This is a genomic window from Pseudomonas sp. UBT (assembly GCF_050915955.1).
Classification (GTDB): Bacteria; Pseudomonadota; Gammaproteobacteria; order Pseudomonadales; family Pseudomonadaceae; genus Aquipseudomonas; species Aquipseudomonas antarctica_A.
The window spans coordinates 3,830,192-3,854,816 of the sequence record NZ_CP168079.1 but is presented as its reverse complement, the minus strand read 5'-3'; the positions used below and the strand labels follow the sequence as shown (position 1 = coordinate 3,854,816).

At 60.0% G+C, this 24,625-nt stretch carries 23 protein-coding genes; 16 read left to right on the top strand and 7 right to left on the bottom strand.

Annotation, left to right across the window (positions count from 1 at the left end; translation table 11 throughout):
* Positions 1–29: 29 nt before the first annotated feature.
* From ACDZ94_RS17785 to ccoM, 3 genes are all read left to right on the top strand, one after another.
* A complete protein-coding gene (locus ACDZ94_RS17785; RefSeq protein ID WP_064451223.1) occupies positions 30–515 on the top strand; it encodes a lipocalin-like domain-containing protein in 486 nt (161 codons plus the stop codon).
* Positions 516–584: 69 nt separating this feature from the next.
* Complete coding sequence (locus ACDZ94_RS17780) at positions 585–779, top strand: hypothetical protein (protein ID WP_167353670.1); 195 nt, start codon at positions 585–587, stop codon at positions 777–779.
* A 143-nt stretch (positions 780–922) separates the two neighbouring features.
* Positions 923–1,039, top strand: a complete 117-nt coding sequence (gene ccoM / locus ACDZ94_RS17775; protein ID WP_301280094.1) for a cytochrome c oxidase subunit CcoM — start codon at positions 923–925, stop codon at positions 1,037–1,039.
* A 151-nt stretch (positions 1,040–1,190) separates the two neighbouring features.
* Here the strand turns inward: ccoM and ACDZ94_RS17770 are convergent, their stop codons facing one another.
* Both ACDZ94_RS17770 and ACDZ94_RS17765 read right to left on the bottom strand, forming a co-directional pair.
* Complete coding sequence (locus tag ACDZ94_RS17770) at positions 1,191–2,666, bottom strand: inorganic phosphate transporter (RefSeq protein WP_064451224.1); 1,476 nt, start codon at positions 2,664–2,666, stop codon at positions 1,191–1,193.
* A gap of 334 nt (positions 2,667–3,000) precedes the next feature.
* Positions 3,001–3,201: a hypothetical protein gene (locus ACDZ94_RS17765; RefSeq protein ID WP_003172389.1), complete on the bottom strand. Its 201-nt coding sequence runs from the start codon at positions 3,199–3,201 to the stop codon at positions 3,001–3,003.
* A 570-nt stretch (positions 3,202–3,771) separates the two neighbouring features.
* Between ACDZ94_RS17765 and pcaR the strand changes: the two genes are divergently transcribed.
* From pcaR to pcaC, 11 genes are all read left to right on the top strand, one after another.
* Positions 3,772–4,614 (top strand): pca regulon transcriptional regulator PcaR, encoded by an 843-nt coding sequence (gene pcaR, locus ACDZ94_RS17760; RefSeq protein WP_128586809.1) that lies wholly within the window; start codon positions 3,772–3,774, stop codon positions 4,612–4,614.
* A 146-nt stretch (positions 4,615–4,760) separates the two neighbouring features.
* Entirely contained in the window at positions 4,761–6,101 is a 1,341-nt protein-coding gene (locus ACDZ94_RS17755; RefSeq protein WP_064451226.1) for an MFS transporter, read from the top strand.
* Positions 6,102–6,383: 282 nt separating this feature from the next.
* The gene (locus tag ACDZ94_RS17750) at positions 6,384–7,241 is read left to right on the top strand and encodes a CoA transferase subunit A (protein WP_432750538.1); all 858 of its coding nucleotides are present in this window, start codon (positions 6,384–6,386) and stop codon (positions 7,239–7,241) included.
* The gene (locus ACDZ94_RS17745; RefSeq protein ID WP_064451228.1) at positions 7,241–8,020 is read left to right on the top strand and encodes a CoA-transferase subunit beta; all 780 of its coding nucleotides are present in this window, start codon (positions 7,241–7,243) and stop codon (positions 8,018–8,020) included. The genes ACDZ94_RS17750 and ACDZ94_RS17745 overlap by 1 nt, the downstream gene beginning before the upstream one ends.
* Positions 8,017–9,222 carry a 3-oxoadipyl-CoA thiolase gene (gene pcaF / locus ACDZ94_RS17740; RefSeq protein WP_432751517.1) on the top strand — a complete coding sequence of 402 codons (1,206 nt, stop codon included), beginning with the start codon at positions 8,017–8,019 and terminating at the stop codon, positions 9,220–9,222. Before ACDZ94_RS17745 ends, pcaF begins: the two co-directional genes overlap by 4 nt.
* A 17-nt stretch (positions 9,223–9,239) precedes the next feature.
* A complete protein-coding gene (gene pcaH / locus ACDZ94_RS17735; RefSeq protein ID WP_064451230.1) occupies positions 9,240–9,944 on the top strand; it encodes a protocatechuate 3,4-dioxygenase subunit beta in 705 nt (234 codons plus the stop codon).
* Between the two features lies 1 nt (position 9,945).
* A complete protein-coding gene (gene pcaG, locus ACDZ94_RS17730; protein WP_064451231.1) occupies positions 9,946–10,512 on the top strand; it encodes a protocatechuate 3,4-dioxygenase subunit alpha in 567 nt (188 codons plus the stop codon).
* A 168-nt stretch (positions 10,513–10,680) separates the two neighbouring features.
* On the top strand, positions 10,681–11,976 hold the full coding sequence (locus ACDZ94_RS17725) for an MFS family transporter (RefSeq protein WP_064451232.1): 1,296 nt from the start codon (positions 10,681–10,683) through the stop codon (positions 11,974–11,976).
* Between the two features lie 10 nt (positions 11,977–11,986).
* Positions 11,987–13,351 carry a 3-carboxy-cis,cis-muconate cycloisomerase gene (locus ACDZ94_RS17720; RefSeq protein WP_432750537.1) on the top strand — a complete coding sequence of 455 codons (1,365 nt, stop codon included), beginning with the start codon at positions 11,987–11,989 and terminating at the stop codon, positions 13,349–13,351.
* Positions 13,352–13,361: 10 nt separating this feature from the next.
* Entirely contained in the window at positions 13,362–14,153 is a 792-nt protein-coding gene (pcaD, locus tag ACDZ94_RS17715) for a 3-oxoadipate enol-lactonase (protein WP_064451234.1), read from the top strand.
* Between the two features lie 10 nt (positions 14,154–14,163).
* Entirely contained in the window at positions 14,164–14,562 is a 399-nt protein-coding gene (pcaC, locus tag ACDZ94_RS17710) for a 4-carboxymuconolactone decarboxylase (RefSeq protein WP_064451235.1), read from the top strand.
* Between the two features lie 60 nt (positions 14,563–14,622).
* Here pcaC and ACDZ94_RS17705 read toward each other — a convergent pair whose 3' ends face one another.
* Together ACDZ94_RS17705 and ACDZ94_RS17700 are read right to left on the bottom strand one after the other, a co-directional pair.
* Positions 14,623–15,513 carry a polysaccharide deacetylase family protein gene (locus ACDZ94_RS17705; protein ID WP_432750536.1) on the bottom strand — a complete coding sequence of 297 codons (891 nt, stop codon included), beginning with the start codon at positions 15,511–15,513 and terminating at the stop codon, positions 14,623–14,625.
* 83 nt (positions 15,514–15,596) lie between these two features.
* Positions 15,597–16,847, bottom strand: coding sequence for an OprD family porin (locus ACDZ94_RS17700; RefSeq protein WP_432750535.1), 1,251 nt, complete (start codon positions 16,845–16,847; stop codon positions 15,597–15,599).
* Positions 16,848–17,097: 250 nt separating this feature from the next.
* On the opposite strand from ACDZ94_RS17700, the gene ACDZ94_RS17695 reads away from it, so the two are divergent.
* Complete coding sequence (locus ACDZ94_RS17695) at positions 17,098–17,550, top strand: hypothetical protein (RefSeq protein ID WP_432750534.1); 453 nt, start codon at positions 17,098–17,100, stop codon at positions 17,548–17,550.
* A gap of 83 nt (positions 17,551–17,633) precedes the next feature.
* Here ACDZ94_RS17695 and adeC read toward each other — a convergent pair whose 3' ends face one another.
* Genes adeC through ACDZ94_RS17680 form a run of 3 tightly spaced genes read right to left on the bottom strand, consistent with a single transcriptional unit; the run spans position 17,634 to position 23,407 of the window.
* Positions 17,634–19,091 carry an AdeC/AdeK/OprM family multidrug efflux complex outer membrane factor gene (gene adeC, locus ACDZ94_RS17690; RefSeq protein WP_064451239.1) on the bottom strand — a complete coding sequence of 486 codons (1,458 nt, stop codon included), beginning with the start codon at positions 19,089–19,091 and terminating at the stop codon, positions 17,634–17,636.
* A complete protein-coding gene (locus tag ACDZ94_RS17685; protein WP_064451240.1) occupies positions 19,088–22,249 on the bottom strand; it encodes an efflux RND transporter permease subunit in 3,162 nt (1,053 codons plus the stop codon). Before ACDZ94_RS17685 ends, adeC begins: the two co-directional genes overlap by 4 nt.
* A 3-nt stretch (positions 22,250–22,252) precedes the next feature.
* Positions 22,253–23,407 (bottom strand): efflux RND transporter periplasmic adaptor subunit, encoded by a 1,155-nt coding sequence (locus tag ACDZ94_RS17680; protein WP_064451241.1) that lies wholly within the window; start codon positions 23,405–23,407, stop codon positions 22,253–22,255.
* Positions 23,408–23,693: 286 nt separating this feature from the next.
* Between ACDZ94_RS17680 and ACDZ94_RS17675 the strand changes: the two genes are divergently transcribed.
* Positions 23,694–24,326: a TetR family transcriptional regulator gene (locus tag ACDZ94_RS17675; RefSeq protein WP_064451242.1), complete on the top strand. Its 633-nt coding sequence runs from the start codon at positions 23,694–23,696 to the stop codon at positions 24,324–24,326.
* Positions 24,327–24,625: the final 299 nt, after the last annotated feature.

Genomic DNA, 24,625 nt, shown 5'->3' with positions numbered 1-24,625 from the left:
TCTGTGTCTTTTTTTGAGACGGTAGAGCGATGAAAAACCCTATAAAGGCAAATGTGATCGGGTTGGCTATTTCAATGGGCCTTTGCGCGGCCGCAGCAGCGAATGAGTCACCGCTGGTTGGGGCCTGGAAGCTGGTCGGCTATCAGGTCGAGTCCCAGGATACCCGTGAGAAAATCCCGGCGATGGGCAGCCGTCCTTCCGGGCGCGTTATTTTTACCGCAGATCATCGAGTGGCTTTCGTGTTGACCGGTGAGGGAAGAAAAGCCGGCTCTACGGACGCAGAAAAATCAGTGCTGTTGAACACGCTGGTGGCTTATACCGGTATTGAGCGGGTCGAGGGCAATCAATGGTGCACAGAGGTTGATTCTGCCTGGAATCCGGAATGGGTGGGGACGGTGCAATGCCGCGATTTTCAGGTCCGGGGCGACACGTTGGAAGTGCTGACGCCGTGGCGCCAAATGCCGAATTGGCCGGGGACTACACGTTCCATCATTACGTTTGAGCGTGATAAATAAGCGCCAGCAGAGGGGAAGTACGAGGATTTTTACCCTGGCATTTGCCGTCGAGCGGGAGAGGCCGCATTATTGAGCCCTTCCCGCCACGACGTAAGCCCCGCCATGAGTGAAGACGACAAACTGATCGACCTGAATGCCGAACGCGCCAAACGTGTGCATGACTTGAATGACAAGCGCCTGAATGAAGTTCGCCAGGCATTTGAGCAGGCGATGCCGCTTGGCAAAGTTAAGAAAAAGCCCAAGAACAAGCCGAAAAAGCGTTGAAACAACCTGCATCTGTTGATGCAGGTCAGTTATTACCCTTCTTTAAGCCCCGTCGCGGGCGACATTGATCCCGGTCAATTTTCCAATCCGCCTTCTCTATTAACTTAGCCCTATCGCAACAGGGCATGAGCAGGAGGCCGGTCATGTTTTTCGATAATGTGGTGTTTGCCGGGGTGCTGACTGTCGGCCTCATGGTGCTGTTTTTTGTAGGGTTTGGAATTTTTATCTGGAAAGACGCGAATAAGCGTAAAGAACCCTAAGTCTTTCCGGATTACATGAGCACGCAAGGCATTTTGGGCGACTTCGGTCGCCCTTTTTTTTGCGTCGAATTTAGTCGTACTCATTAATAGACGGCATAAAAAAAGGTGCGGTCCTCATTGAGGTCGCACCTTCTTTTTCAACGGTTCGCTATCAACTACCCAGCGCCTTTGACGCTAGCCAGAACAACCCGGCTGACAGGCCTACGGTTGCCGGCAAGGTCAACACCCAAGCCATCAGAATGGTCTTCACCGTGCCGCCTTGCAGGCCGCTTTTATTGGCAACCATGGTGCCGGCAACGCCGGAAGACAGTACGTGAGTCGTGGAAACCGGCAGGCTGAAGATGTTGGCCAGGCCAATCATGCTCGCCGTGGTGATCTGCGCCGACATGCCCTGGGCATAGGTCATGCCCTGCTTGCCGATCTTCTCACCGATGGTCAGCACCACACGTTTCCAGCCCACCATGGTGCCCAGGCCCAAGGCCAGTGCCACCGCAAGGATCACCCAGAACGGCGCGTACTCGGTGGTGGCGGTCAGGTCTTTGCGCAGCTTGTCGAGGTCGGACTTCTCACGCGCATCCAGGCCCGGCAGCTTGCCGACTTTCTTCGCGGTGTCGTCGAGGCACAGCAGGTAGCGGCGCACTTCAATCCGGTGGTCGGAGGTCAACGAATGGTAGTCGGACACACCTTTTAGCGTCTCCATCAGCGCGCTGATGGTTGGCTCAGTCTGTTGCGGGTTGCACTGAAACTTGCCCGGCAGGTCGTCCTTCACACTTTTACCCAGTGCCAGGAACTCGCCGAGCGTGGCGTTGTTACGCTGGTAGAACTGGCTCAAATGCACGGTGGCGTCGCGAGTCCGTTCGATCTGGTAGGTGGTGCTGCCCAGGTCGAGTACGAACTGCGCCGGCACGATACCGATCAACACCAGCATGATCAGGCCGATCCCTTTCTGACCATCGTTGGAACCGTGCACGAAGCTCACGGCCATTGCGGAAATCACCAGCACCAGGCGGTTCCAGAACGGCGGGTGCTTCTTGTCGTCAAGCTTGCGGCGCTGGTCCGGGGTCTTGTGCATTTTCGACAGCGGGCGCCACCACTTCAGGCCGAGCAGCACCAGGGCGGCGACCAGGAAGCCAGCCATCGGCGAGAACACCAGGGAGGCACCGATATCGACCGCTTTCTGCCAGTTCACACCGTCAGCCAGGGGGATATCGTTGATCAGGGCATTGGCCAGGCCGACACCGAGGATCGAGCCGATCAGGGTGTGGGAGCTGGAGGCCGGGATACCGAAGTACCAGGTGCCCAGGTTCCAGGTGATCGCCGCTGCCAATAACGAGAAGACCATGGCCAGGCCATGGCCGGTATTCACATTGATCAGCAACTCCACCGGCAGCAAGTGCACGATGGCGTAGGCGACACCGACACCACCGAGCAACACGCCGAGGAAGTTGAACACCCCGGAGAAGAACACGGCCAGGTGCGGCGGCATGGCTTTGGTATAGATGACTGTGGCCACCGCGTTAGCGGTGTCATGAAAGCCATTGATGAACTCGAAGGCGAGGACAAAGGCAAGGGCGAGCAACAGGCTCACTAGAACCCAAGCATCCAGTCCGCTGAATAAATCGATCATGAAGGTTTTCTGACCCGGTCGTAAGGGGGCGCGATTATGCCAGAAAACCTCAGTAATCGATGCATTAGCTGCTCATCGGTAACAATCTTCATTGAAAAAATATCGGCGAAAGCGGCGCATCCCAGGGTTTTCGGGGGTTTGGCAAGTCTTTGATTTATAAAGTGCCGGGTCGAAAAGACGGGGTTTTGTCATGCAAACGTCATGTCTGAAACATTTGTATGAAATTTCGCTGATCGCAGCAGGACGCTGACCAGTCTCGTGTCAATGCGAGGTGCCCTCCGCCGGTGGTAGGCCGGCAGAGACAGCAAGACCCTGGAGACTCTGATCGAAGCGCTTAGGGCTCTTCGGCTTTGAGTTCCTGTTCAATCTTTTGGATTTCCTGGGCAAATGCCTGATCCAGCAAACTGGCGCGCTTGCGCCATGGTTTGCGCTCCGGCTCAGGCTGCGCGGCGTAGGTGGTGACTTCCCCGCCGTAAACGTCCTTGTAACGTTGTTCCTGGCGCTCAAGTTCCGCGCGCAGTTCGTCTTTCGTCACAGTGTTACCTAATTGAGATGAGTTGAGTTTATTGATTGTGCAGTGTCATGCCTGAAAGGCGTCCTCGGGGTGTTTCAAATTGAACGGTAGAACCATTCAAGTTTGAAAGGCGGCCAAAGGGCAGATCTTTTAAGCGAGTACGTGTGACCTGTGATGCATGCGACGGGCATCGCCTGGTGAGCTCCAATCCCGATTGTGATACCGGGCTGACCTCTGCACAGGTTGCATTATAGCGGCGCATTTGAATAACACTATCATCAAGAAGTTAAAAAGCGTCAATGTTGTGTGAGGGTTTTGTTACATGCGAGCGTCGGTATTTGCAAAAAGCGCCGTCATCAATGTGCACGTGTCTAAATGTCAGCATGAATACTCGAACTTTATGGCGCTATCAGACAAACCCTAAACTTGGGGTGTATGGGCTTACCCGCGCGAGCCCATCAAATTGCGATAATCGCATGATCGTCCGATAATCGCCCAATGTTGCCGGTGGCGCCTTGTACATCCCGGCTGGCGCGGCTTGTAATAGCGGCCAACCCTCCCAGCGGTTGAAAATAAGAGAAGGACCCTGAAATGAACGATCAATTGCGCAACTCCTTCGCGTCAGTGGCGCCGCCGATCGTGGCTTCACCGGCCAAGCGCATCCAGGCGTTTACCGGTGATCCGGACTTCATGACCTCCCTGGCCCGTGGCCTGGCCGTGGTCCAGGCGTTTCAGGAGCGCAAGCGCCACCTGACCATTGCCCAGATCAGCCACCGTACCGAAATCCCCCGTGCCGCAGTGCGTCGTTGCCTGCACACCTTGATCAAGCTCGGTTATGCCACCACCGATGGGCGCACCTATTCGCTGTTGCCCAAAGTCTTGACCCTGGGCCATGCCTATTTGTCGTCCACGCCACTGGCCGTGTCGGCCCAGCCGTATCTGGACCGCATGAGCGAGCAACTGCATGAAGCCTGCAACATGGCGACACTGGAAGGCGACGACATCCTTTATATCGCGCGTTCCGCCACCACTCAGCGCCTGATTTCCGTGGACCTGTCGGTGGGCGGGCGCTTGCCGGCCTATTGCACCTCCATGGGCCGAATCCTGCTCGCGGCGCTGGATGACGCCTCGCTGCAGGACTACCTCGACCACGCCGAGCTGCACACCAAGACCAGCCGTACCCTGACCACCCCCGAAGCGTTGTTCGAGTGCCTGCAACAAGTGCGTCAGCAAGGCTGGTGCATCGTTGACCAGGAACTGGAGCAGGGCCTGCGCTCCATCGCCGTGCCGGTGTATGACGCCTCCGGCCAGGTGTTGGCCGCGCTCAATGTCAGCACTCACGCCGGGCGGGTCAGCCGCAGTGAGCTGGAGCAGCGTTTCCTGCCGAGTATGCTCAGTGCCAGCCGCGAGTTAAGTGCGCAACTGTTTGCCTAAGGTGTTCGGTGACCGCACAGATCCAGGCTTGATCAATTGACGGTGTTTCCCAAGGCTTATTAATGTGCGGCAGCGCTATCAGCGTCGCCCCAATAATAATGACGGCCCCAGGTCGTCAGCCCGCCATCGGTGTGGAAATAACAATAATGAATCAGCCTTCTGTCGGTATTAACCTGGACGTGCAGTCCTTTATCAATGCCCAGCCGCTGTCGCGCTATCAATGGCGCGTGGTGATCCTGTGTTTCCTGATCGTGTTCCTTGATGGCCTCGACACTGCCGCCATGGGGTTTATTGCGCCCGCGCTGTCCCAGGACTGGGGCATCGACCGCGCCAGCCTCGGCCCGGTGATGAGTGCTGCGTTGATCGGCATGGTGTTCGGCGCACTCGGTTCCGGCCCGCTGGCTGACCGTTTCGGCCGCAAAGTCGTATTGGTAAGCGCGGTCCTGGTATTTGGCGCGTTCAGTTTGGCTTCGGCCTACAGCGCTAATGTGGATCAGTTGCTGGTGTTGCGCTTCCTGACCGGTCTGGGCCTGGGCGCGGGTATGCCGAACGCCACTACGCTGCTCTCCGAATACACTCCCGAGCGCCATAAATCGCTGCTGGTGACCAGCATGTTCTGTGGATTCAACCTGGGCATGGCCGGTGGCGGGTTTATCTCGGCCAAGCTGATCCCGGCGTTCGGCTGGCATAGTTTGCTGCTGATCGGCGGCATCCTGCCATTGATCCTGGCGGTGGTGCTGCTGGTGTGGCTGCCGGAATCGGCGCGCTACCTGGTGGTGCGCAATCGCGGCACCGACCGAGTGCGCAAGGCCTTGTCACCCATTGAGCCCAGCCTTGTCGCCCAGGCCAGTAGTTTCAGCGTGCCCGAGCAAAAAACCGTCAAGGCCCGCAACGTGTTCGCGGTGATCTTCTCCGGCACCTACAGCGCCGGCACCTTGTTGCTGTGGCTTACCTACTTCATGGGCCTGGTGATTGTTTACCTGTTGACCAGTTGGCTGCCAACCTTGATGCGCGACAGTGGCGCCAGCATGGAACAGGCCGCGTTTATCGGTGCATTGTTCCAGTTCGGAGGGGTACTGAGTGCGGTGGGTGTGGGCTGGGCAATGGACCGGTTCAATCCGCACAAAGTCATCGGTATTTTCTATCTGCTTGCCGGGGTGTTTGCCTACGCGGTAGGGCAGAGCCTGGGCAATATCACACTGCTGGCGACCTTGGTGCTGATCGCCGGGATGTGTGTCAACGGTGCGCAATCGGCAATGCCATCCCTGGCCGCACGCTTCTACCCGACCCAGGGCCGCGCCACGGGCGTGTCGTGGATGCTCGGCATTGGCCGCTTCGGCGCGATCCTCGGCGCGTGGATGGGCGCCACGTTGCTGGGCCTGGGCTGGAACTTCGAGCAAGTGCTGACGGCACTGGTGATCCCGGCCGCGTTGGCGACTGCGGCAGTGGTGATCAAAGGCATGGTCAGCCACGCGGATGCCACATAAGGATGGTCGCCATTCTTGTGGGAGCTGGCTTGCCGGCGATGCAAACGACACGGTCCAACAGGTGAGCCGAATCGATGCAATCGCGGGCAAGCCAGCTCCCACATAGACCGCACCGACGGGCGAAGGGCTGTTTTTCAGAAAAGATTAGCTAGACAACAATCCGTTCGATAATCGAACACTGAGTCGATTATCGGATTGTTCGGCCCATTGCCCCGGCTTAACCTTCAGGCACTTCGGCGCCACCTCAGCGCCTTTTTCGATCCACACCGGGAGCCCAACCCCATGGCTGAAATTCTCGCGCTGCGTGACGCCGTGAAGCAATTCGTGAACGACGGCGATACCGTCGCACTCGAAGGCTTTACTCACCTGATCCCTACCGCAGCGGGTCATGAAATCATTCGTCAGGGCAAGAAAGACCTGACGCTGGTGCGTATGACGCCTGACCTGATCTACGACCAGTTGATCGGCGCCGGCTGCGCTCGCAAGTTGATTTTCTCCTGGGGCGGTAACCCGGGTGTGGGTTCCCTGCATCGCCTGCGCGACGCCGTCGAGAAGCAATGGCCGCAACCGTTGGAGATCGAAGAACACAGCCATGCCGACCTGGCCAATGCCTACGTCGCCGGTGCCTCGGGCCTGCCGTTCGCGGTGCTGCGCGCCTACGCCGGTTCTGATCTGCCCAAGGTCAACCCGTTGATCAAAACCGTGATCTGCCCGTTCACCGGCGAAGTGCTGGCGGCGGTGCCGTCGGTCCGTCCGGACATCACCGTGATCCACGCCCAAAAGGCCGACCGCAAGGGCAACGTGTTGCTCTGGGGCATTCTCGGCGTGCAAAAGGAAGCGGCGTTGGCGGCCAAGCGTTGCATCGTCACGGTGGAAGAAATCGTCGATGACTTGAACGCACCGATGAACAGCTGTGTGCTGCCGACCTGGGCGCTGACTGCGGTGTGCCACGTGCCCGGCGGTGCGCACCCGTCCTACGCCCACGGTTACAACGAGCGTGACAACCGTTTCTATCAGGCGTGGGACACGATCGCCCGTGACCGTGGGACCTTTACCGCCTGGATCGACGAATACATCCACGGCACCGCCGACTTCAGTGAATTCCAGGCCAAGCTGGCCGCCGCGCAGGAGGCCAAGTAATGGCTTACTCGACCAATGAAATGATGACCGTCGCCGCCGCGCGCCGCCTCAAAAACGGCTCGGTGTGCTTCGTCGGCATTGGCTTGCCCTCCAAGGCCGCCAACCTGGCGCGCCTGACCTCGTCGCCGGATGTGGTGTTGATCTACGAATCCGGCCCGATCGGTGCCAAGCCGTCTGTATTGCCCCTGTCTATTGGCGATGGCGAGCTGGCGGAAACCGCTGACACCGTGGTACCGACCGGTGAGATTTTTCGCTATTGGCTGCAAGGCGGGCGCATTGACGTCGGCTTCCTCGGCGCCGCCCAGGTCGACCGCTTCGGCAATATCAACACCACCGTGGTCGGCGATTATCACCATCCCAAAGTGCGCCTGCCAGGTGCCGGTGGCGCGCCGGAGATTGCCGGCTCGGCCAAGAGCGTGCTGATCATCCTCAAGCAGTCGGCCCGTTCGTTTGTCGACAAGCTGGACTTCATCACGTCGGTCGGCCACGGCGAAGGGGGCGATTCGCGCAAACGCCTGGGCCTGCCGGGTGCCGGTCCTGTCGGGATTATTACCGACCTGTGCATCATGGAACCGGAGGAGGGCAGCCACGAGTTTGTGGTGACCGCGTTGCACCCGGGCGTGACCCGTGAGCAAGTGATCGCGGCCACCGGTTGGGCGATTCGGTTTGCCGACCAGGTGAGCACCACCGCCGAACCGACCGACGTAGAACTCACCGCCTTGCGTGACCTCGAAGCACGCACCGCTGCCGCCCATGGCCAAGCGCCTGGAGAAGCCTGATGCGCGACGTATTTATCTGTGACGCCATCCGCACGCCCATCGGCCGGTTTGGCGGTGGTTTGTCCACGGTACGCGCCGATGACTTGGCCGCGTTGCCGATCAAGGCATTGGTCGAGCGCAACCCCTCGGTGGATTGGACTGCCGTTGATGAGGTGATTCTCGGCTGCGCCAACCAGGCCGGGGAAGACAACCGCAACATCGCGCGCATGGCGCTGTTGCTGGCAGGCCTGCCGGAGAGCATTCCGGGTGTGACCCTCAACCGCCTGTGCGCTTCGGGCATGGACGCCATAGGCACAGCGTTTCGCGCCATTGCCAGCGGTGAAATGGAGCTGGCGATTGCCGGTGGCGTCGAGTCGATGTCGCGCGCACCGTTCGTGATGGGTAAAGCCGACGCGGCCTTTTCACGCGCCATGAAACTGGAAGACACCACCATCGGCTGGCGTTTTATCAACCCGCTGATGAAGGCCCAATACGGCGTGGATGCCATGCCGCAGACCGGTGATAACGTGGCGGACGACTATAAGGTGTCACGCGCCGACCAGGACGCCTTTGCCCTGCGTAGCCAGCAACGTACCGCCGTCGCGCAAGCCGCCGGGTTCTTCGCTGAAGAAATCGTGCCGGTGCGCGTCGCCCATAAAAAAGGCGAAACCGTTGTTGAGCAGGATGAACACCCGCGCGCGGACACCACGCTTGAGGCCCTGGCCAAACTCAAACCGGTGAATGGTCCGGACAAAACCGTCACTGCCGGCAATGCTTCCGGCGTGAACGATGGCGCGGCGGCGCTGATTTTGGCCTCGGCCGAAGCGGTGAAGAAACACGGCCTCACCGCCCGCGCTCGGGTATTGGGCATGGCCAGTGCCGGTGTCGCGCCGCGCGTGATGGGCATCGGCCCGGTGCCGGCGGTACGCAAACTGGTGGAGCGCCTCGGGCTGGCGGTCACCGACTTTGACGTGATCGAACTCAACGAAGCCTTTGCCAGCCAGGGCCTGGCGGTACTGCGTGAGTTGGGTATTGCAGATGACGCGCCGCAGGTGAACCCGAACGGCGGCGCCATCGCCCTTGGCCATCCCTTGGGCATGAGCGGCGCGCGTTTGGTCTTGACGGCGCTGCACCAGCTGGAAAAAACCGGCGGCCGCAAAGGCCTGGCGACCATGTGTGTGGGCGTCGGCCAAGGCCTGGCCCTGGCGATTGAACGCATCTAACAAGAGAGGATTGCTCCATGAGTGACAAGCCTGGATATCGGCGCCCGCAAGCGGGCACTCAACCGGATTACCTGCACCCGGCCTACCAGTCGACGAACCTGCGTTCGCCGTCCAAACCGTTGGTGTTCCTGCCCCATTCCTTGTCGGAAATCACCGGCCCAACCATCGGCGCCGAGCGGATTAACGAGAAGGATAACGACCTCACCGCCCAGCACGACGGCGAGCCCCAGGGCGAACGCATCATCATCCATGGCCGCGTGCTGGATGAAAACGGCCTGCCGGTACCGGGCATTCTGGTGGAGATCTGGCAGGCCAATGCCGCCGGTCGCTACAACCACCAGCGTGACCTGCACGACGCGCCGCTGGACCCGAACTTCACCGGCACCGGGCGCACCGTCACCGATGCCGAAGGTTGGTATCAGTTCCAGACCATCAAGCCCGGCGCCTACCCGTGGGGCAACCACCACAACGCGTGGCGCCCGGCGCATATCCACTTTTCGCTGTTCGGCCCGAGTGTGCTGACGCGTCTGGTGACGCAGATGTACTTCCCCGGCGACCCTTTGCTTGAATATGACCCGATCTATAACTGTGTGCCGGACACCTCGGCCAAGCAGCGCTTGATCGCCCGCTTCGACCTGGAAAAAACCATTCCTTCCTATGCCCTCGGCTACCGCTGGGACATCGTCCTGCGCGGCCGCGACGCCACGCCGATGGAGAAATGAGATGACACTCAATGCGACCACGTCCCACACCGTCGGGCCGTATTACCACATTGGCCTGACCTGGCTGAACCGCGAAGACTTGACCGTGCCCGCGACACTGGGCGAGCGCGTGGCGATCAGCGGGCAAGTGGTGGACGGCAACGGTGATGTCGTCAACGACGCCATGCTCGAAGTCTGGCAGGCCAATGCCGCCGGCAAGTACGACCACCCGGAGGATGAGCAGGAAAAGGCTGTCGACCCGCACTTCGAAGGCTTTGGCCGGGTGCCGGTGGATGCCGAAGGGCGTTTTCGGTTTACCACCATCAAGCCGGGCAGCGTGCCGGGGCTCGCGGGCACCACCCAGGCGCCGCACCTGGTGGTGCTGGTGTTTGCGCGTGGGTTGGTGAAGCACTTGCTGACGCGGATTTATTTTGAGGGTGAAGCGCTCAATGGCGATGACCCTTTGCTGGCGTGTGTGCCCGCAGAGCGGCGCAGTACCTTGATAGCCAAGGCGGATGCAAACGGTGTGCATCAGTGGAATGTGATTTTGCAGGGCACGGATAAGGAAACGGTGTTCTTCGACTACTGAGTCGGCTTAAGGGCCCATCGCAGGTAGGCCAGCTCCCACAGGTATGTGGGAGCCGGGCTTGCCCGCGATGAGGCCCTTTGCAGCAACCGATATCCAAAAGTCTGCTTGCGGAACATGGTTGTTGCAAAGTATGTCTAGGCTATAACCGTTCCCACTGAGTGAAAAAACATGACAACAAAAACGAGTCACTACACCGGAGAAGAACGCAGCAAACGGATTTTTGCGATTGTCGGTGCTTCCTCCGGCAACCTCGTCGAATGGTTCGACTTCTACGTCTACGCGTTCTGCGCCATTTACTTCGCCCCGGCGTTTTTTCCGTCGGACGACCCAACGGTCCAACTGCTCAACACCGCCGGCGTGTTCGCCGCCGGGTTCCTGATGCGGCCTATCGGCGGCTGGCTGTTTGGCCGGGTGGCCGACAAGCACGGGCGCAAAAACTCGATGATGATTTCGGTGCTGATGATGTGCGCCGGCTCCCTGGTCATCGCCTTTTTGCCCACTTACAAAGACATTGGCGCCTGGGCCCCGGCCTTGCTGCTGGTAGCACGGCTGTTCCAGGGGTTGTCAGTGGGTGGCGAATACGGCACCACCGCAACCTACATGAGTGAAGTTGCACTCAAGGGCCAGCGCGGTTTCTTCGCTTCGTTCCAATACGTGACGCTGATCGGCGGCCAATTACTGGCGGTGCTGGTGGTGGTGATCCTGCAACAAATCCTCACTGAAGATGAATTGCGCGCCTGGGGCTGGCGGATTCCGTTTGTGATCGGCGCCATTGCCGCGGTGATCTCCCTGTTGCTGCGTCGCACGCTCAAAGAAACCACCAGCAAGGAAATGCGTCAGGACAAGGACGCCGGCAGTATCGTCGCGCTGTTTCGCGACCACGGTAAAGCGTTCGTGACGGTGCTGGGCTATACCGCCGGCGGCTCGCTGATTTTCTACACATTCACCACTTACATGCAGAAGTATTTGGTGAACACCGTGGGCATGCACGCCAAGACGTCGAGCTACATCATGACCGGCGCGCTGTTCCTGTATATGTGCATGCAGCCGCTGTTCGGTATGTTGGCGGACAAGATCGGCCGACGTAATTCGATGCTCTGGTTTGCTGGCCTTGGCACCCTGTTCACCGTACCTATCCTGCTGACCTTAAAAACCGTCACCAGCCCGTTCCTGGCCTTTGTGCTGATTACCCTGGCCCTGGCGATTGTCAGCTTCTACACCTCCATCAGCGGCCTGGTCAAAGCGGAGATGTTCCCGCCCCAGGTGCGTGCGTTGGGCGTGGGCCTGGCCTATGCGGTGGCGAATGCGGTGTTCGGCGGTTCGGCGGAAGTCGTCGCGCTGAGCCTGAAGTCCATCGGCATGGAAAACACTTTCTATTGGTACGTCACCGCGATGATGGCGGTGGCCTTCCTGTTCAGCTTGCGCCTGCCGAAAGAGGCGGCGTACCTGCATCACGATCTGTAAGGGATGAGTTATGACACTGCGCACGAGCAATCAACTGTTCGACGCTTACTTCACCGCTGACAGCATGGCCGAGGTGTTCTGCGATCAGGGACGTTTGCAGGGCATGCTGGATTTCGAAGCGGCGCTGGCCCGGGCGCAGGCCCAGGTCGGGTTGATTCCGCAGGCCGCCGTTGCACCGATTGCCCAGGCGTGCCTGGCGTCTTTGTATGACGTGGATGCCCTCGGCGTGGCGATTGCCACGGCGGGCAATTCAGCGATTCCGCTGGTGAAGGCGCTGGGCAAATTGATTGCCAGTGAAGACGCAGGGGCCGAGCGTTATGTGCATTTGGGCGCGACCAGCCAGGACGTGATGGACACCGGCCTGGTCCTGCAATTGCGGCGCGCGGTGGGGTTGATCGAAACGGACCTGGCGCAATTGGGCGAGGTGCTTGCTGCTCAGGCCCAGCGTTATGCGCAGGTGCCGTTGGCCGGCCGGACCTGGTTGCAGCACGCCACACCGGTGACGCTGGGGATGAAAATTGCCGGTTGGCTGGGCGCAGTGACGCGCAGTCGTCAGCGCCTTGCCGAACTGAAACCACGTTTGCTGGTACTGCAGTTCGGCGGTGCGTCAGGAACCCTGGCGGCGCTCGGTGAACACGCCATGCCCGTCGCCGAAGCCTTGGCGGCTGAGTTGCAACTGAGCGTGCCCGAGCAACCCTGGCACACCCAACGTGACCGACTGGTGGAATTCGCCAGCGTGCTCGGCTTGATCGCCGGCAGCCTGGGCAAAGTGGGGCGTGATATCAGCTTGTTGATGCAGACCGAGGCGGCGGAGGTGTTCGAGCCGTCGGCGCCGGGTAAAGGTGGCTCGTCGACCATGCCGCACAAACGCAACCCGGTCGGCGCGGCTGTGCTGATCAGCGCCGCCACACGTGTACCGGGTCTGGTGGCGACGATGTTCAGTGCCATGCCCCAGGAACACGAGCGCAGCTTGGGCCTCTGGCATGCCGAATGGGAAACCCTGCCGCAGATTTGCCGGTTGGTGTCCGGCGCCTTGAAACAGGCGTTGCTGGTCAGCGAAGGGTTGGAAGTCGACCCCGAGCGTATGGCGCACAACCTTGATTTGACCCAGGGCCTGGTGCTGGCCGAAGCCGTCAGCATTGTGCTTGCCCAGCGCCTGGGGCGCGAGACCGCGCACCACCTGCTGGAACAATGCTGCAAACGCGCCGTCGCCGAACGGCGGCATTTGCGCGCGGTGCTGGCGGATGAGCCGCAGGTCACCGCGGAGCTGTCGGCGGCCGAACTGGACCGTCTACTCGACCCGGCCCACTACCTGGGCCAGGCCCACACTTGGGTCACCCGTGCGGTGACCGACCATTTTGCATTGACCGCGTAAGGAGACCGCTGTGGCCTTTGTACAACTCGCCGAGGGCGAACTGCATTACCAATTGGAAGGTCCGGTCGACGCGCCGGTGTTGGTGCTGTCCAACTCGTTGGGCACCGACTTGCATATGTGGGACATCCAGATCCCGGCCTTCACCGAGCATTTTCGTGTGCTGCGGCTAGACACCCGCGGCCACGGCAAATCCCTGGTAACCAAAGGCCCCTACAGCATTGAGCAACTTGGCCGCGACGTGATCGCGCTGCTGGATGCGCTGGATATCCAGCGTGCGCATTTTTGCGGGCTGTCCATGGGCGGCCTGATCGGTCAGTGGTTGGGCATCAATGCCGGTCACCGCCTGCAGCGCCTGGTGGTGTGTAACACCGCCGCGAAGATCGGCACCCCGGACATCTGGAACCCACGTATCGACATGGTGTTGCGCGATGGCGCGGCAGCGATGGTTGCACTTCGCGATGCTTCAATTGCACGCTGGTTCACCGCCGATTTCGCCGCCGCTAACCCGCACCAGGCCAGGCAGATTACCGACATGCTCGCTGCCACCTCACCTGAGGGTTACGCCGCCAATTGCGCGGCGGTGCGCGACGCGGATTTGCGTGAGCAACTGCCGAAAATTCAGGTGCCGACCCTGGTCATTGCCGGCACCGAAGATGCTGTCACCCCGCCAGCCGGTGGTCACTTTATCCAGCAGCAGGTGAAGGGCGCCGAGTACGCCGAGTTCTACGCGGCGCACCTGTCCAATGTTCAGGCCGGCGCTGATTTCAGCAACCGCGTGCTGGAATTCCTGCTGGCCCGCTAAGGAGCTTTTTGTGGACGAGAAACAACGTTATGCCGATGGCCTGCAAGTGCGCCGCGACGTGCTGGGCGATGCCCATGTCGACCGCAGCCTCAATGCCCTGACCGAGTTCAACAGCGAGTTCCAGGAAATGATCACCCGCCATGCCTGGGGTGATATCTGGACGCGCCCCGGCCTGCCTCGACATACCCGCAGCCTGATCACCATCGCCATGTTGATTGGGATGAACCGCAGTGAAGAGTTGAAATTGCATCTACGTGCTGCCGCCAGTAATGGCGTGACCCGCGCCGAGATCAAGGAGGTGCTGATGCAGAGCGCGATCTACTGCGGGATCCCGGCGGCGAATGCGACGTTTCACCTGGCCGAGTCGGTGTGGGATGAGTTGGGCGTCGAGTCGCGCCAGCAGAACTGAATGTGAAATGCGCTCAAATGTGGGAGCGGGCTTGCCCGCTCCCACACGCATTTCGGTGTGTCAGTGTGAATCCGCGTCCCATATCCAATTCCACACCCCTGGCAGATGCACTTCTTCATTTACAGCCTTCACCGTACGCGCCAGCGCTGCACGTTCCAGCACGGCAGGGTCGGTGTAGAACGGCTCGGCGGCGGTTTTCATGCCGTTGATCCGGGCACTGTCCATCAGGATCTGTAAGTACTCCTGCATATGCCGCGCGGTGTAGCGGTTGATATCGTGGAAGGTCACCACGACCGGTATCACGCCGTCCACCGTCGGCAGTTCGCCCAAGGCGATGCGTTCGCGTACCACCGACAGTTGCCGATACAAATTCGCGCGGCGACGCGGGCTGCCGTTGAAGCCCCAGATCTTGCCGTCATTGGCACTCAGGTCCGTCAACAATACGTGCATGCCGTGGCGCTGGTAGGCGGTGAAGGTGCGCCTGTCGTAGTTCCAGAAGGGCGGGCGTACCAGCGCCGGTGAGGCACCGGTGATCGACGCAATGTCGGCCGCGCCCTGGGTGAGCGTGCGTTCAAGTTCGGCGTCATTCAGCCAGCGGTGGTTGGTATGAAACGCTGTGGCTGTGTGGAAGGCCAGGACATGCCCGGCGGCGTATTCACGTTCCATGGTCTTGCGCCCGCGCGGGCTACCGCCGGAACGGGACGCTTCGGTCTGCAGGAAGAACACCGCCTTGATGCCTGGCAGCACCGGGTTTTTCGCAAGGTCAGCCATCACCGAGCGGCTTGGGTTGTTATAGCCGGAGGCGCTGGGGCCGTCATCGAAGGTCAGCAGAAAACGGATCGGCGCCTGGGCCTGCAGACGCTCGGCGGTCTGCGGCGTCAAGGCGATGGGCGCACCAATACAGCCGCTGAGGCTCAGCGCCAGGGCGATTGCGATGGCGAAAGATTTCATGGTGTGCACGGGCTCGAATGGAGGCCGCTGCTGGGCGGATCAGCGGCGGCAGGCGCGAACCATACAGTAAGTCCGACGCCGGTTTACAGCAGACTTATCGGGTAGCTGACGATCAACCGGTTTTCGTCGAACTCGTTGTTGCTGTAGTCCCTGCGCATCGTGGAATTGCGCCAGCGTACGTTGAGGTCCCTGAGTGCGCCGCTTTGCACGGTGTAGCCCAATTCGCTCTCGCGGCCCCATTCCTTGCCGTCGGTGATGGTGCCGGTGTGCACGTTACTGCCGCTGATATAGCGGTTCATCAGCGTCAGGCCCGGTACGCCGAGGGCGGCGAAGTTGTAGTCGTGGCGCACTTGCCAGGATTTCTCCTGGGCGTTGTCGTAGCTGGAGTTGTAACTGTCGTTGGCCAGGGTGCCACCGCTGGTGCCGTTGACGCGCATCCACGCACTGTTGCCGGTGAGTTTTTGCAGGCCGACGTAGAACGTGTTGCCCCCGTAGCGGGCCGAAAACAGGCCGGACCAGGTTTTGTTGTCCAGGTCACCTGCGCGGGCGCTGCCGTCATCCGTGCCATAGAAAAATCCGAGATTGGCGCCCAGGGTCCAGTCGCCGACGGGCTGGCTGTGGGTCAGGTTGATGTATTGCTGGCGGTAGATGTCCTTGAGCTGGGCGTTCCACACGCCGATTTGGGTGCGCTTGTCGTTGAATGCGTATTCGCCGCCCTGGAAGTTGAAACGGTCGGAGGTGAAAGCGGCTTTGCCGGACATCGACATGTCCGACATGCTGCTGTCGTCGCGCGGGCTGTTGGCACGGAACTGGCCGCCATAGAGGGTCAGGCCGGCAATTTCCCTGGAGGTGATCTGGCCGCCGCGCAGGGTTTGCGGCAGGGAACGGCCGTCGTCGGCGCGCAGGATAGGCAGCACCGGCATCCACTCGCCGACCTTCAGTTCGGTCTTGGAAATCCGCGTTTTGAAGGCAACGCCGAGTCGCCCGAAGTTATCCGCCGGGCGACCGTCGTGGTCCAGCGGCAACAACTGGGTGCCGCCGGTGCCGCGCCCGCCATCAAGCTTTTGTGAGTACAAACCCAGCACGTCCAGCCCGAAACCCACTGTGCCCTGAGTAAAGCCGGACTTGGCGTCGAGGATGAAACTTTGCGTCCATTCCTGCGCGCCGCCCTGGGTTTTGGTCGGGTTGGTGTAATTGCGGTTGAAGAAGAAGTTGCGCACGTTGAGGTTGGCGCTGGCGTCTTCGAGAAAGCCGTGTTCCTCGGCGACCACGGGAAGGGCAAGACTGGCGACAGCGGTCGCCAGCAATAGCTGGCGCGGGTGGAAAGTGCTCATGGCGTTGGACCTGTTGTTATTGGGGTTATGCAGGTGCCGGCCATGGTGCTTGGCGGTGTGGGGGCGATGAAAGTGGGGGAGGGCGGGTTGTGGGCGATGATCGAACGTAATTGTGCTGCGTCAACTCGTCAGCTTCTGGCGTACCGGGGCGGCTGTCTACTGTCAGGTTTGACAGTAGAAGCCTTGCGTTCAAGCGCCTATTTTCGAGGCGGTAGCAGTTGCTTTCCAGGGGTTTAAGGGAGAAGAGGTCATGAACTTTGGATCATATATGGGTAAGTGTTTAACGTCTTCGGATGAGTTCGACGCGAGCTTGATCATTCGGCACAAGAAGCCGATTCCGATTAACTTCGATAACCTTGAGTTGGAGTCCTATATCGAGGGCTATCAGCTGCGCATTCGCTTGGGGATTGAAAACAGCCCTGGCTCGAGAAATGAATTGACCCTTGAGGCCGATCAGCTCCTGTTGAAACCGGGAGTGACGTATCCCATCGGTCCGAAATCCTTGCCTGTACGGGCCAGCTTTGGTTTGGAAGGCTACGTTGAGCATCTCCCCAGCATTTATTGGGGCAATTTAGACGTCAATAACATTTACACCGACAAAGCCGGCAAGACATCGATCAATGTCAGCTTCTCGATCGGTTGGGATGACAAACATGGCAAAGAGATGGAGATCAAGTGCTCGATGCTTCAGGTCAGTACATAGGCTCATTCGGATGATGACCAAAATGTCGGGATATAAAAAAACCGCTTCCTGTGAGGGAAGCGGTTTTTTTCACAACAGCACTATCAGAACAACTTGAGTGCCGGTGCTTCTTCTTTCAACGGCTCGTTCTTCGCGGTCTGCTCATTCCAGCCACCGCCGAGGGCCTTATACAGGTTGACCTCGCTGTTCAGCTGCGCCAGGCGGTCGGTGATCAGCGATTGCTGGGCACTGAACAGCTGGCGTTGGGCGTCGAGGAAGGTCAGGTTGCTGTCGACACCAATGCGGTAGCGACGCTCGGCCAGGCGGTAGTAATCCTGGTTGGCGGCGACAAAACCACGCTGGGCATCCAGCTGCTGCTTGTAGGTCTCACGCGCGGCGAGGCCGTCGGAGACTTCCTGGAAGCCGGTCTGAATCGCCTTCTCGTAGTTGGCCACGTTGATCTCTTTCTGGATCTTCGAGTAGTCCAGGCTTGCGCGCAGGCTACCGGCGTTGAAGATCGGGATGTTGATCTGCGGCGCGAACGACCAGGTACCCGAGCCGCCTTTGAACAGGCCGCCCAGGGTCGGGCTTGCAGTTCCGGCGCTGGCGGTCAGGCTGATGCTTGGGAAGAACGCAGCGCGGGCCGCGCCGATATTGGCGTTGGCAGCCTTGAGGTTGTACTCGGCCTGCACAATGTCGGGACGACGTTGCAGCAGGTCGGAGGGCAACCCGGCCGGCACTTCGCTGAGCAGGTCATCCGACAGCGGCTTGCTGGCGATATTCGCCGGCAGGCCGGTGCCCAGCAGCAGGGTCAGGCTGTTTTCGTCCTGAGCCACCTGGCGGGTGTAACGCGCCAATTGCACGCGGGCATTTTCCACCGAGGTGCGCGCCTGGCTGAGGTCGAGGGCCGAGGCCACGCCGACTTCGTTGCTGCGCGTGGTGAGCTTGTAGCTCTGCTCGAATGCGCCCAGGGTGTCCTGGGTCAGCTTGAGCAGTTCCTTGTCGGCCTGCCAGGTCAGGTAGGCGTTGGCCACGCTGGCCACCAGGCTGATCTGAGTGCTGCGACGTGCTTCTTCTGTGGCGAAGTACTTTTGCAGCGCTTCTTCACTCAGGCTGCGCACGCGGCCGAACAGGTCCAGCTCATACGAGCTGATCCCCAGGCCGGCCGAGTATTGGCTGGCAATGGTGGATTCGCCGGTCTGCGACAGTTTGGCCGGGGTGCGCGAACGGCTGCCGCTGCCGGTTGCCGATACGGCCGGGAACAGGTCGGCACGCTGGATCTGGTATTGCGCCGCATAGGCGTCGATGTTCAGGGCCGCGACACGCAGGTCACGGTTGTTCACCAGCGCGGTCTGGATCAGCTGTTGCAGGGCAGGGTCATGGAAAAACTGCTTCCAGCCCTGCTCGGCAGCGGCCTGGCCCGGCGCCTGGGCCGACGAATACGCCGGCCCCTGCGGGAACTGAGCAGCCACCGGCGCTTCGGGGCGCTGATAGTCAGGTATCAGCGAGCAGCCACTGAGCACGAATGCCGTGACGGCTAGGGAAAGTAGCGACTTGCTCATTGGCCAGCCTCTTTAGGAGTTTCAGTAGTAACCGTCTTTTTACGTTCGCCCGCGGCCGATACGGTCGCGAAGAACAGTGGGACCCAGAAGATCGCCAGGACGGTGGCGGTGATCATACCGCCAATTACGCCGGTACCGATGGCATGCTGGCTGCCTGAGCCGGCGCCGGTGGAGATCGCCAGTGGCAATACGCCGAGGACGAACGCCATGGAGGTCATGATGATCGGCCGCAGACGCATGCGGGACGCCTCGATGGCCGCCTCGACGATGCCTTTGCCCTGTTCGTGGAGCTCTTTGGCAAACTCCACGATCAGGATGGCGTTTTTCGCCGCCAAGCCCACCGTCACCAACAGGCCCACCTGGAAGAACACGTCGTTGGACAACCCGCGCATGCTGGTCGCCATCAACGCACCCACAACCCCCAGCGGCACTACCAGGATCACTGCGATCGGGATCGACCAGCTTTCGTACAGTGCCGCGAGGCAGAGGAACACCACCAGCAGCGACAAGGCGTACAGCGCAGGTGCCTGGGAGCCGGACAGGCGTTCTTCATACGACAGGCCGGTCCACGCATAGCCGACACCTGCCGGCAGTTGCTTGGCAATACGTTCGACTTCGGCCATGGCGTCACCGGTACTGTAGCCCGGCGCCGGCGTACCGAGGACTTCCATCGCCGCAACACCGTTGTAGCGCGAGAGTTTAGGCGAACCGAAGATCCACTTGCCCGAAGCGATGGCGGACAACGGCACCATCTTCCCGGAGTCGCTACGCACGTACCATTTGTTCAGGTCTTCAGGCGACATGCGGCTGGCGGCTTCACCTTGCACGTACACCTTCTTCACCCGACCGCGGTCGATGAAGTCGTTGACGTAGCTGCCACCCAGGGCGATCGCCAGGGTCTGGTTGATGTTCGACAGGGTGATGCCTTGGGCACTGGCCTTCTCGTCGTCGACGGTGAGCTCGTACTGCGGCTCATCGTTCACGCCGTTGGGGCGCACACCTGCCAGAATCTTGCTTTGTGCTGCCATACCCAGGAACTGGTTACGCGCCGCCATCAATTTATCGTGGCCGACACCGCCCTGGTCTTGCAGGAACACGTCGAAGCCGGTGGCGTTACCCAGTTCCAGTACAGACGGCGGAACGATGGCAAATACCATGGCGTCCTTGAAGGTCTGCATGAAGTAGCCCTGGGCGCGCTTGGCGATCTCGAACACAGAGTTGGAAGCGTCACGCTCGCCCCATGGCTTGAGCATCACAAAGGCCAGGCCCGAACTTTGGCCACGACCGGCGAAGTTGAAGCCGTTTACGGTAAACACCGATTTCACGCCTTTGCCTTCGCCCGGCTCGCCTTCCTTGTCGTTGAGCAGGAATGTACGCATATCGTCGATGACTTTTTGCGTACGTTCAGCCGTAGAACCTACCGGCGTCTGCACCTGGGCAAAGATCACGCCCTGGTCTTCATCGGGCAGGAACGCCGCAGGGATGCGCATGAACAGCCAGATCATGCCGGCGATGATCAGTGCGTACACCAGGAACGCCGGGATCTTGTGCTTGATCATGTTACCCACGCCGCGCTCGTAGCTCAGTACGCCACGGTCGAAGGTGCGGTTGAACCAGCCGAAGAAACCACGCTTGGGTTGGCCGTGTTTTTCCGGGTCGATCGGCTTGAGCATGGTGGCGCACAAGGCCGGGGTGAAGATCAGCGCGACCAGTACCGACAACGCCATGGCCGAAACGATGGTGATGGAGAACTGTTTGTAAATCACACCGGTGGAACCACCGAAGAACGCCATCGGCAACAGAACCGCCGACAGTACCAGGGCAATACCCACCAGGGCGCCCTGGATCTGGCCCATGGACTTGACCGTCGCCTCCTTGGGCGACAGGTGCTCCTCGGCCATCACCCGCTCGACGTTTTCCACCACGACGATGGCGTCATCCACCAGCAAGCCGATGGCCAGGATCATGCCGAACATGGTCAGGGTGTTGATGGTGAAACCGAACGCCGCCAGGATGCCGAAGGTACCCAGCAACACCACGGGTACGGTCATGGTAGTGATGATGGTCGCGCGGAAGTTCTGCAGGAACAGGAACATCACCAGGAACACCAGCACGATCGCTTCGACCAGGGTATCGACTACGCCGGAGATCGATTCGGTCACGACTGGGGTGGTGTCATACGGCACCACCGCCTTCATCCCAGGCGGGAAGAACGGTTCGAGCGACGCGACGGTGGCGCGGATGGCCTTGCCGGTGTCGAGGGCGTTGGCGCCCGAAGCCAGCTTGATCGCCATACCGGAAGCCGGCTTGCCGTTGAACTGCGCAGCGATGCTGTAGTTCTGGCCGCCGAGCTCAATACGGGCAACATCCTTCAGGCGTACCTGTGAGCCGTCGGTATTGACCTTCATCAGGATATTGCCGAACTGCTCGGCAGTCTGCAGGCGGGTCTTGCCAATGATAGTGGCGTTCAGCTGGGTGCCGGGCAGGGCAGGCAGGCCGCCCAGTTGGCCGGTAGCCACCTGCACGTTCTGTGCGGAAATCGCGGTGCTCACATCCACCGGCGTGAGCTGGTAGTTGTTCAGCTTGCCTGGGTCCAGCCAGATACGCATGGCGTACTGCGAACCGAACACCTGGAAGTCACCTACACCCGCGGTCCGCGAAATCGGGTCCTGGATGTTCGACACGATGTAGTTGGACAGGTCGTCCTTGGTCATGCTGCCGTCTTCCGACACCAGACCGATTACCATCAGGAAGTTCTTCACCGACTTGGTCACGCGGATACCCTGCTGCTGCACTTCTTGCGGCAGCAGTGGGGTCGCCAGGTTCAGCTTGTTCTGCACCTGAACCTGGGCGATATCCGGGTTGGTACCCTGGTTGAACGTCACGGTGATGGTCATGCTGCCGTCGGAGTTACTGTCCGAGGAAACATAACGCAGGTTGTCGATACCGTTGAGCTGTTGCTCGATGACCTGCACCACGGTGTCCTGCACGGTTTGTGCGGACGCACCTGGGTAGGTCACCTGGATGTCGATGGCGGTCGGCGCGATGGCCGGGTATTGGTTAATGGGCAACTTCATGATCGAAAGTGCCCCGACCAGCATGATCACCAGGGCAATAACCCAGGCGAAAATGGGGCGGTCGATAAAAAATTTCGACATGGATTACTCCCCTTTGCCAGCAGCGGCAGCAGGAGCAGCAGCACTGCCGGCGTCAGCAGGCTTAGCGTTGTCGGCCGGCTTGACCTTGACCTCGACGCCCGGCTTGACGTACTGCAAGCCTTCTGTGATCACACGGTCACCGGCGTTCAAGCCTTTTTCCACCAGCCAGTAGGCACCGTACGTACGGTTGGCCACCAGCTCACGCTGCTCGACCTTGTTGTCGGCGTTGACGATCAGCGCCGTTGGAGTGCCCTTCAGGTCGCGGGTCACGCCTTGCTGCGGTGCCAGGATAGCCTTGCTGTTCACGCCGGCTTGCAGCTGGGCGTGGACGAACATGCCCGGCAGCAGGGTGTGTTCAGGGTTCGGGAACACGGCGCGCAGAGTCACGGAACCGGTGGTCTGGTCGACCGACACTTCGGAGAACTCCAGCTTGCCGTCCTGGCCGTAGGCGGTGCCGTCTTCCAGGGTCAGCTTGACCTTGGCAGCGTTTTCGCCGGCTTTTTCCAGCTGACCGCTTGCCAGGTCGCGGCGCAGTTTGAGCATTTCTGCCGAGGACTGCGTGACGTCGACGTAGATCGGGTCCAGTTGCTGGATCACGGCCATGGCATCGGCCTGGCCATTGCTCACCAGTGCGCCTTCGGTCACCGAAGAACGACCAATACGCCCGGAGATCGGCGCGAACACTTTGGTGTAGCGCACGTTGATCTGGGCGGTTTGCACGTTGGCTTCCGACGTCATGCGGTTGGCAACGGCCGTGTCGTATTCCTGACGGCTGACGGCTTGCTCATCGACCAACTGCTTGTAGCGGTCGGTGATCGACTTGGTTTGGGTCAGGCTCGCTTGTGCGCTTTTCAGGGTGGCTTCATACACCGACGGGTCGATCTGGTAGAGCTGTTGCCCTTCCTTCACGTCGCCGCCTTCCTTGAACAGGCGCTTGAGAATGATGCCATTGACCTGAGGACGAACCTCCGCGATGCGGTAAGCCGTGGTGCGGCCCGGCAGCTCGGTGGTCAGGGTAAAGGCTTGCGGTTGAATGGTGACCACGCCGACCTGAGGGGTTTGAGCGGGCGGAGCCGCTTCTTCCTTTTTACATCCGCTGAGCAGCGATGCCAGGGCGACGGCAGTGACCAGAGCGGTAACAGCTGGCTTAAGTTGCATGAAGATCCTCGGGTCAGGCGCGCAGAATGCGCACAAGAAGTGTGGAAGGGTAAAAAACAAGCTGTGAGTAGATAAGTAGCTTGCTACGCAATATACTTACGTTCATGGTTGTTTGTAAACTCTTGACAGGCTTCGCGGATTGTTGACAAAGCAACCGCCAAAGCCTCGATTTTAGTACGTTCGGCGCCCATGACGGTGTCGTCCCACAATTATTCAGATGATCGTTACCGCCTATTAAAGCAGCGTTACCGATAGTCCCACGTGTTTTGATTGAGGTTTTACTGCCATGGTTCGTCGCACCAAAGAGGAAGCTCAGGAAACGCGCAGCCAAATTCTCCAAGCCGCCGAACAAGCCTTTTATGAGCGCGGCGTTGCGCGGACTACGCTGGCGGACATCGCCGCGTTGGCCGGGGTGACGCGCGGGGCTATCTATTGGCATTTCAGTAACAAGTCCGATTTGCTGCAGGCACTGCTCGACACGCTGCACGAACCGTTGGACGAGTTGGCCCGGGCCAGTGAGAGCGAGGATGAAGTCGACCCGCTTGGCTGTATGCGCAAGTTGTTGATTCATTTGTTTCATCAGGTGGCTCTGGACCCGAAAACACGGCGCATCAACGAGATTTTGTTTCATAAGTGCGAGTTCACCGATGAAATGTGTGACATGCGTCGCCAGCGCCAGACCCATAGCCTGGAATGCAACCTACGTATCGGCCTGACCTTGCGTAACGCGATCCATCGCGGGCAACTTCCGGAAAATCTCGACACCACCCGTGGGGCGGTGTGCATGCATGCCTATATCAACGGGATCATTGGCCAGTGGCTGCTGGTGCCCGATAGCTTTCAACTGCATCAGCAGGCTGAACGCTGGGTTGATGCAGGGCTGGACATGCTGCGCCTGAGTCCCAGCCTGCGCAATTAAGACAAAATGCGTAATTACGTCCAGTTGTGTCAACAGTAAAGACGAGACACAGTCGATCGTCCCTTCGAGCGATTGGTGGGGTGACTTTATATACGGGCTGGCGGGCGGTTGATAGGTAGCCGCCTAAGTATTTTGTAGCGATATTGTTGCAAGGCTGTGAAGGAATGTTTCCCAGCGCTGGTGCGCATTCCAAATGTGTAAGCGGGTTTGCCCGCGAATACGGTCTGTCAGCTACAGGTGTGCTAACTGATCCACCGCATTCGCGAGCAAGCCCGCTTACACACCAGCCCGCTTCCACC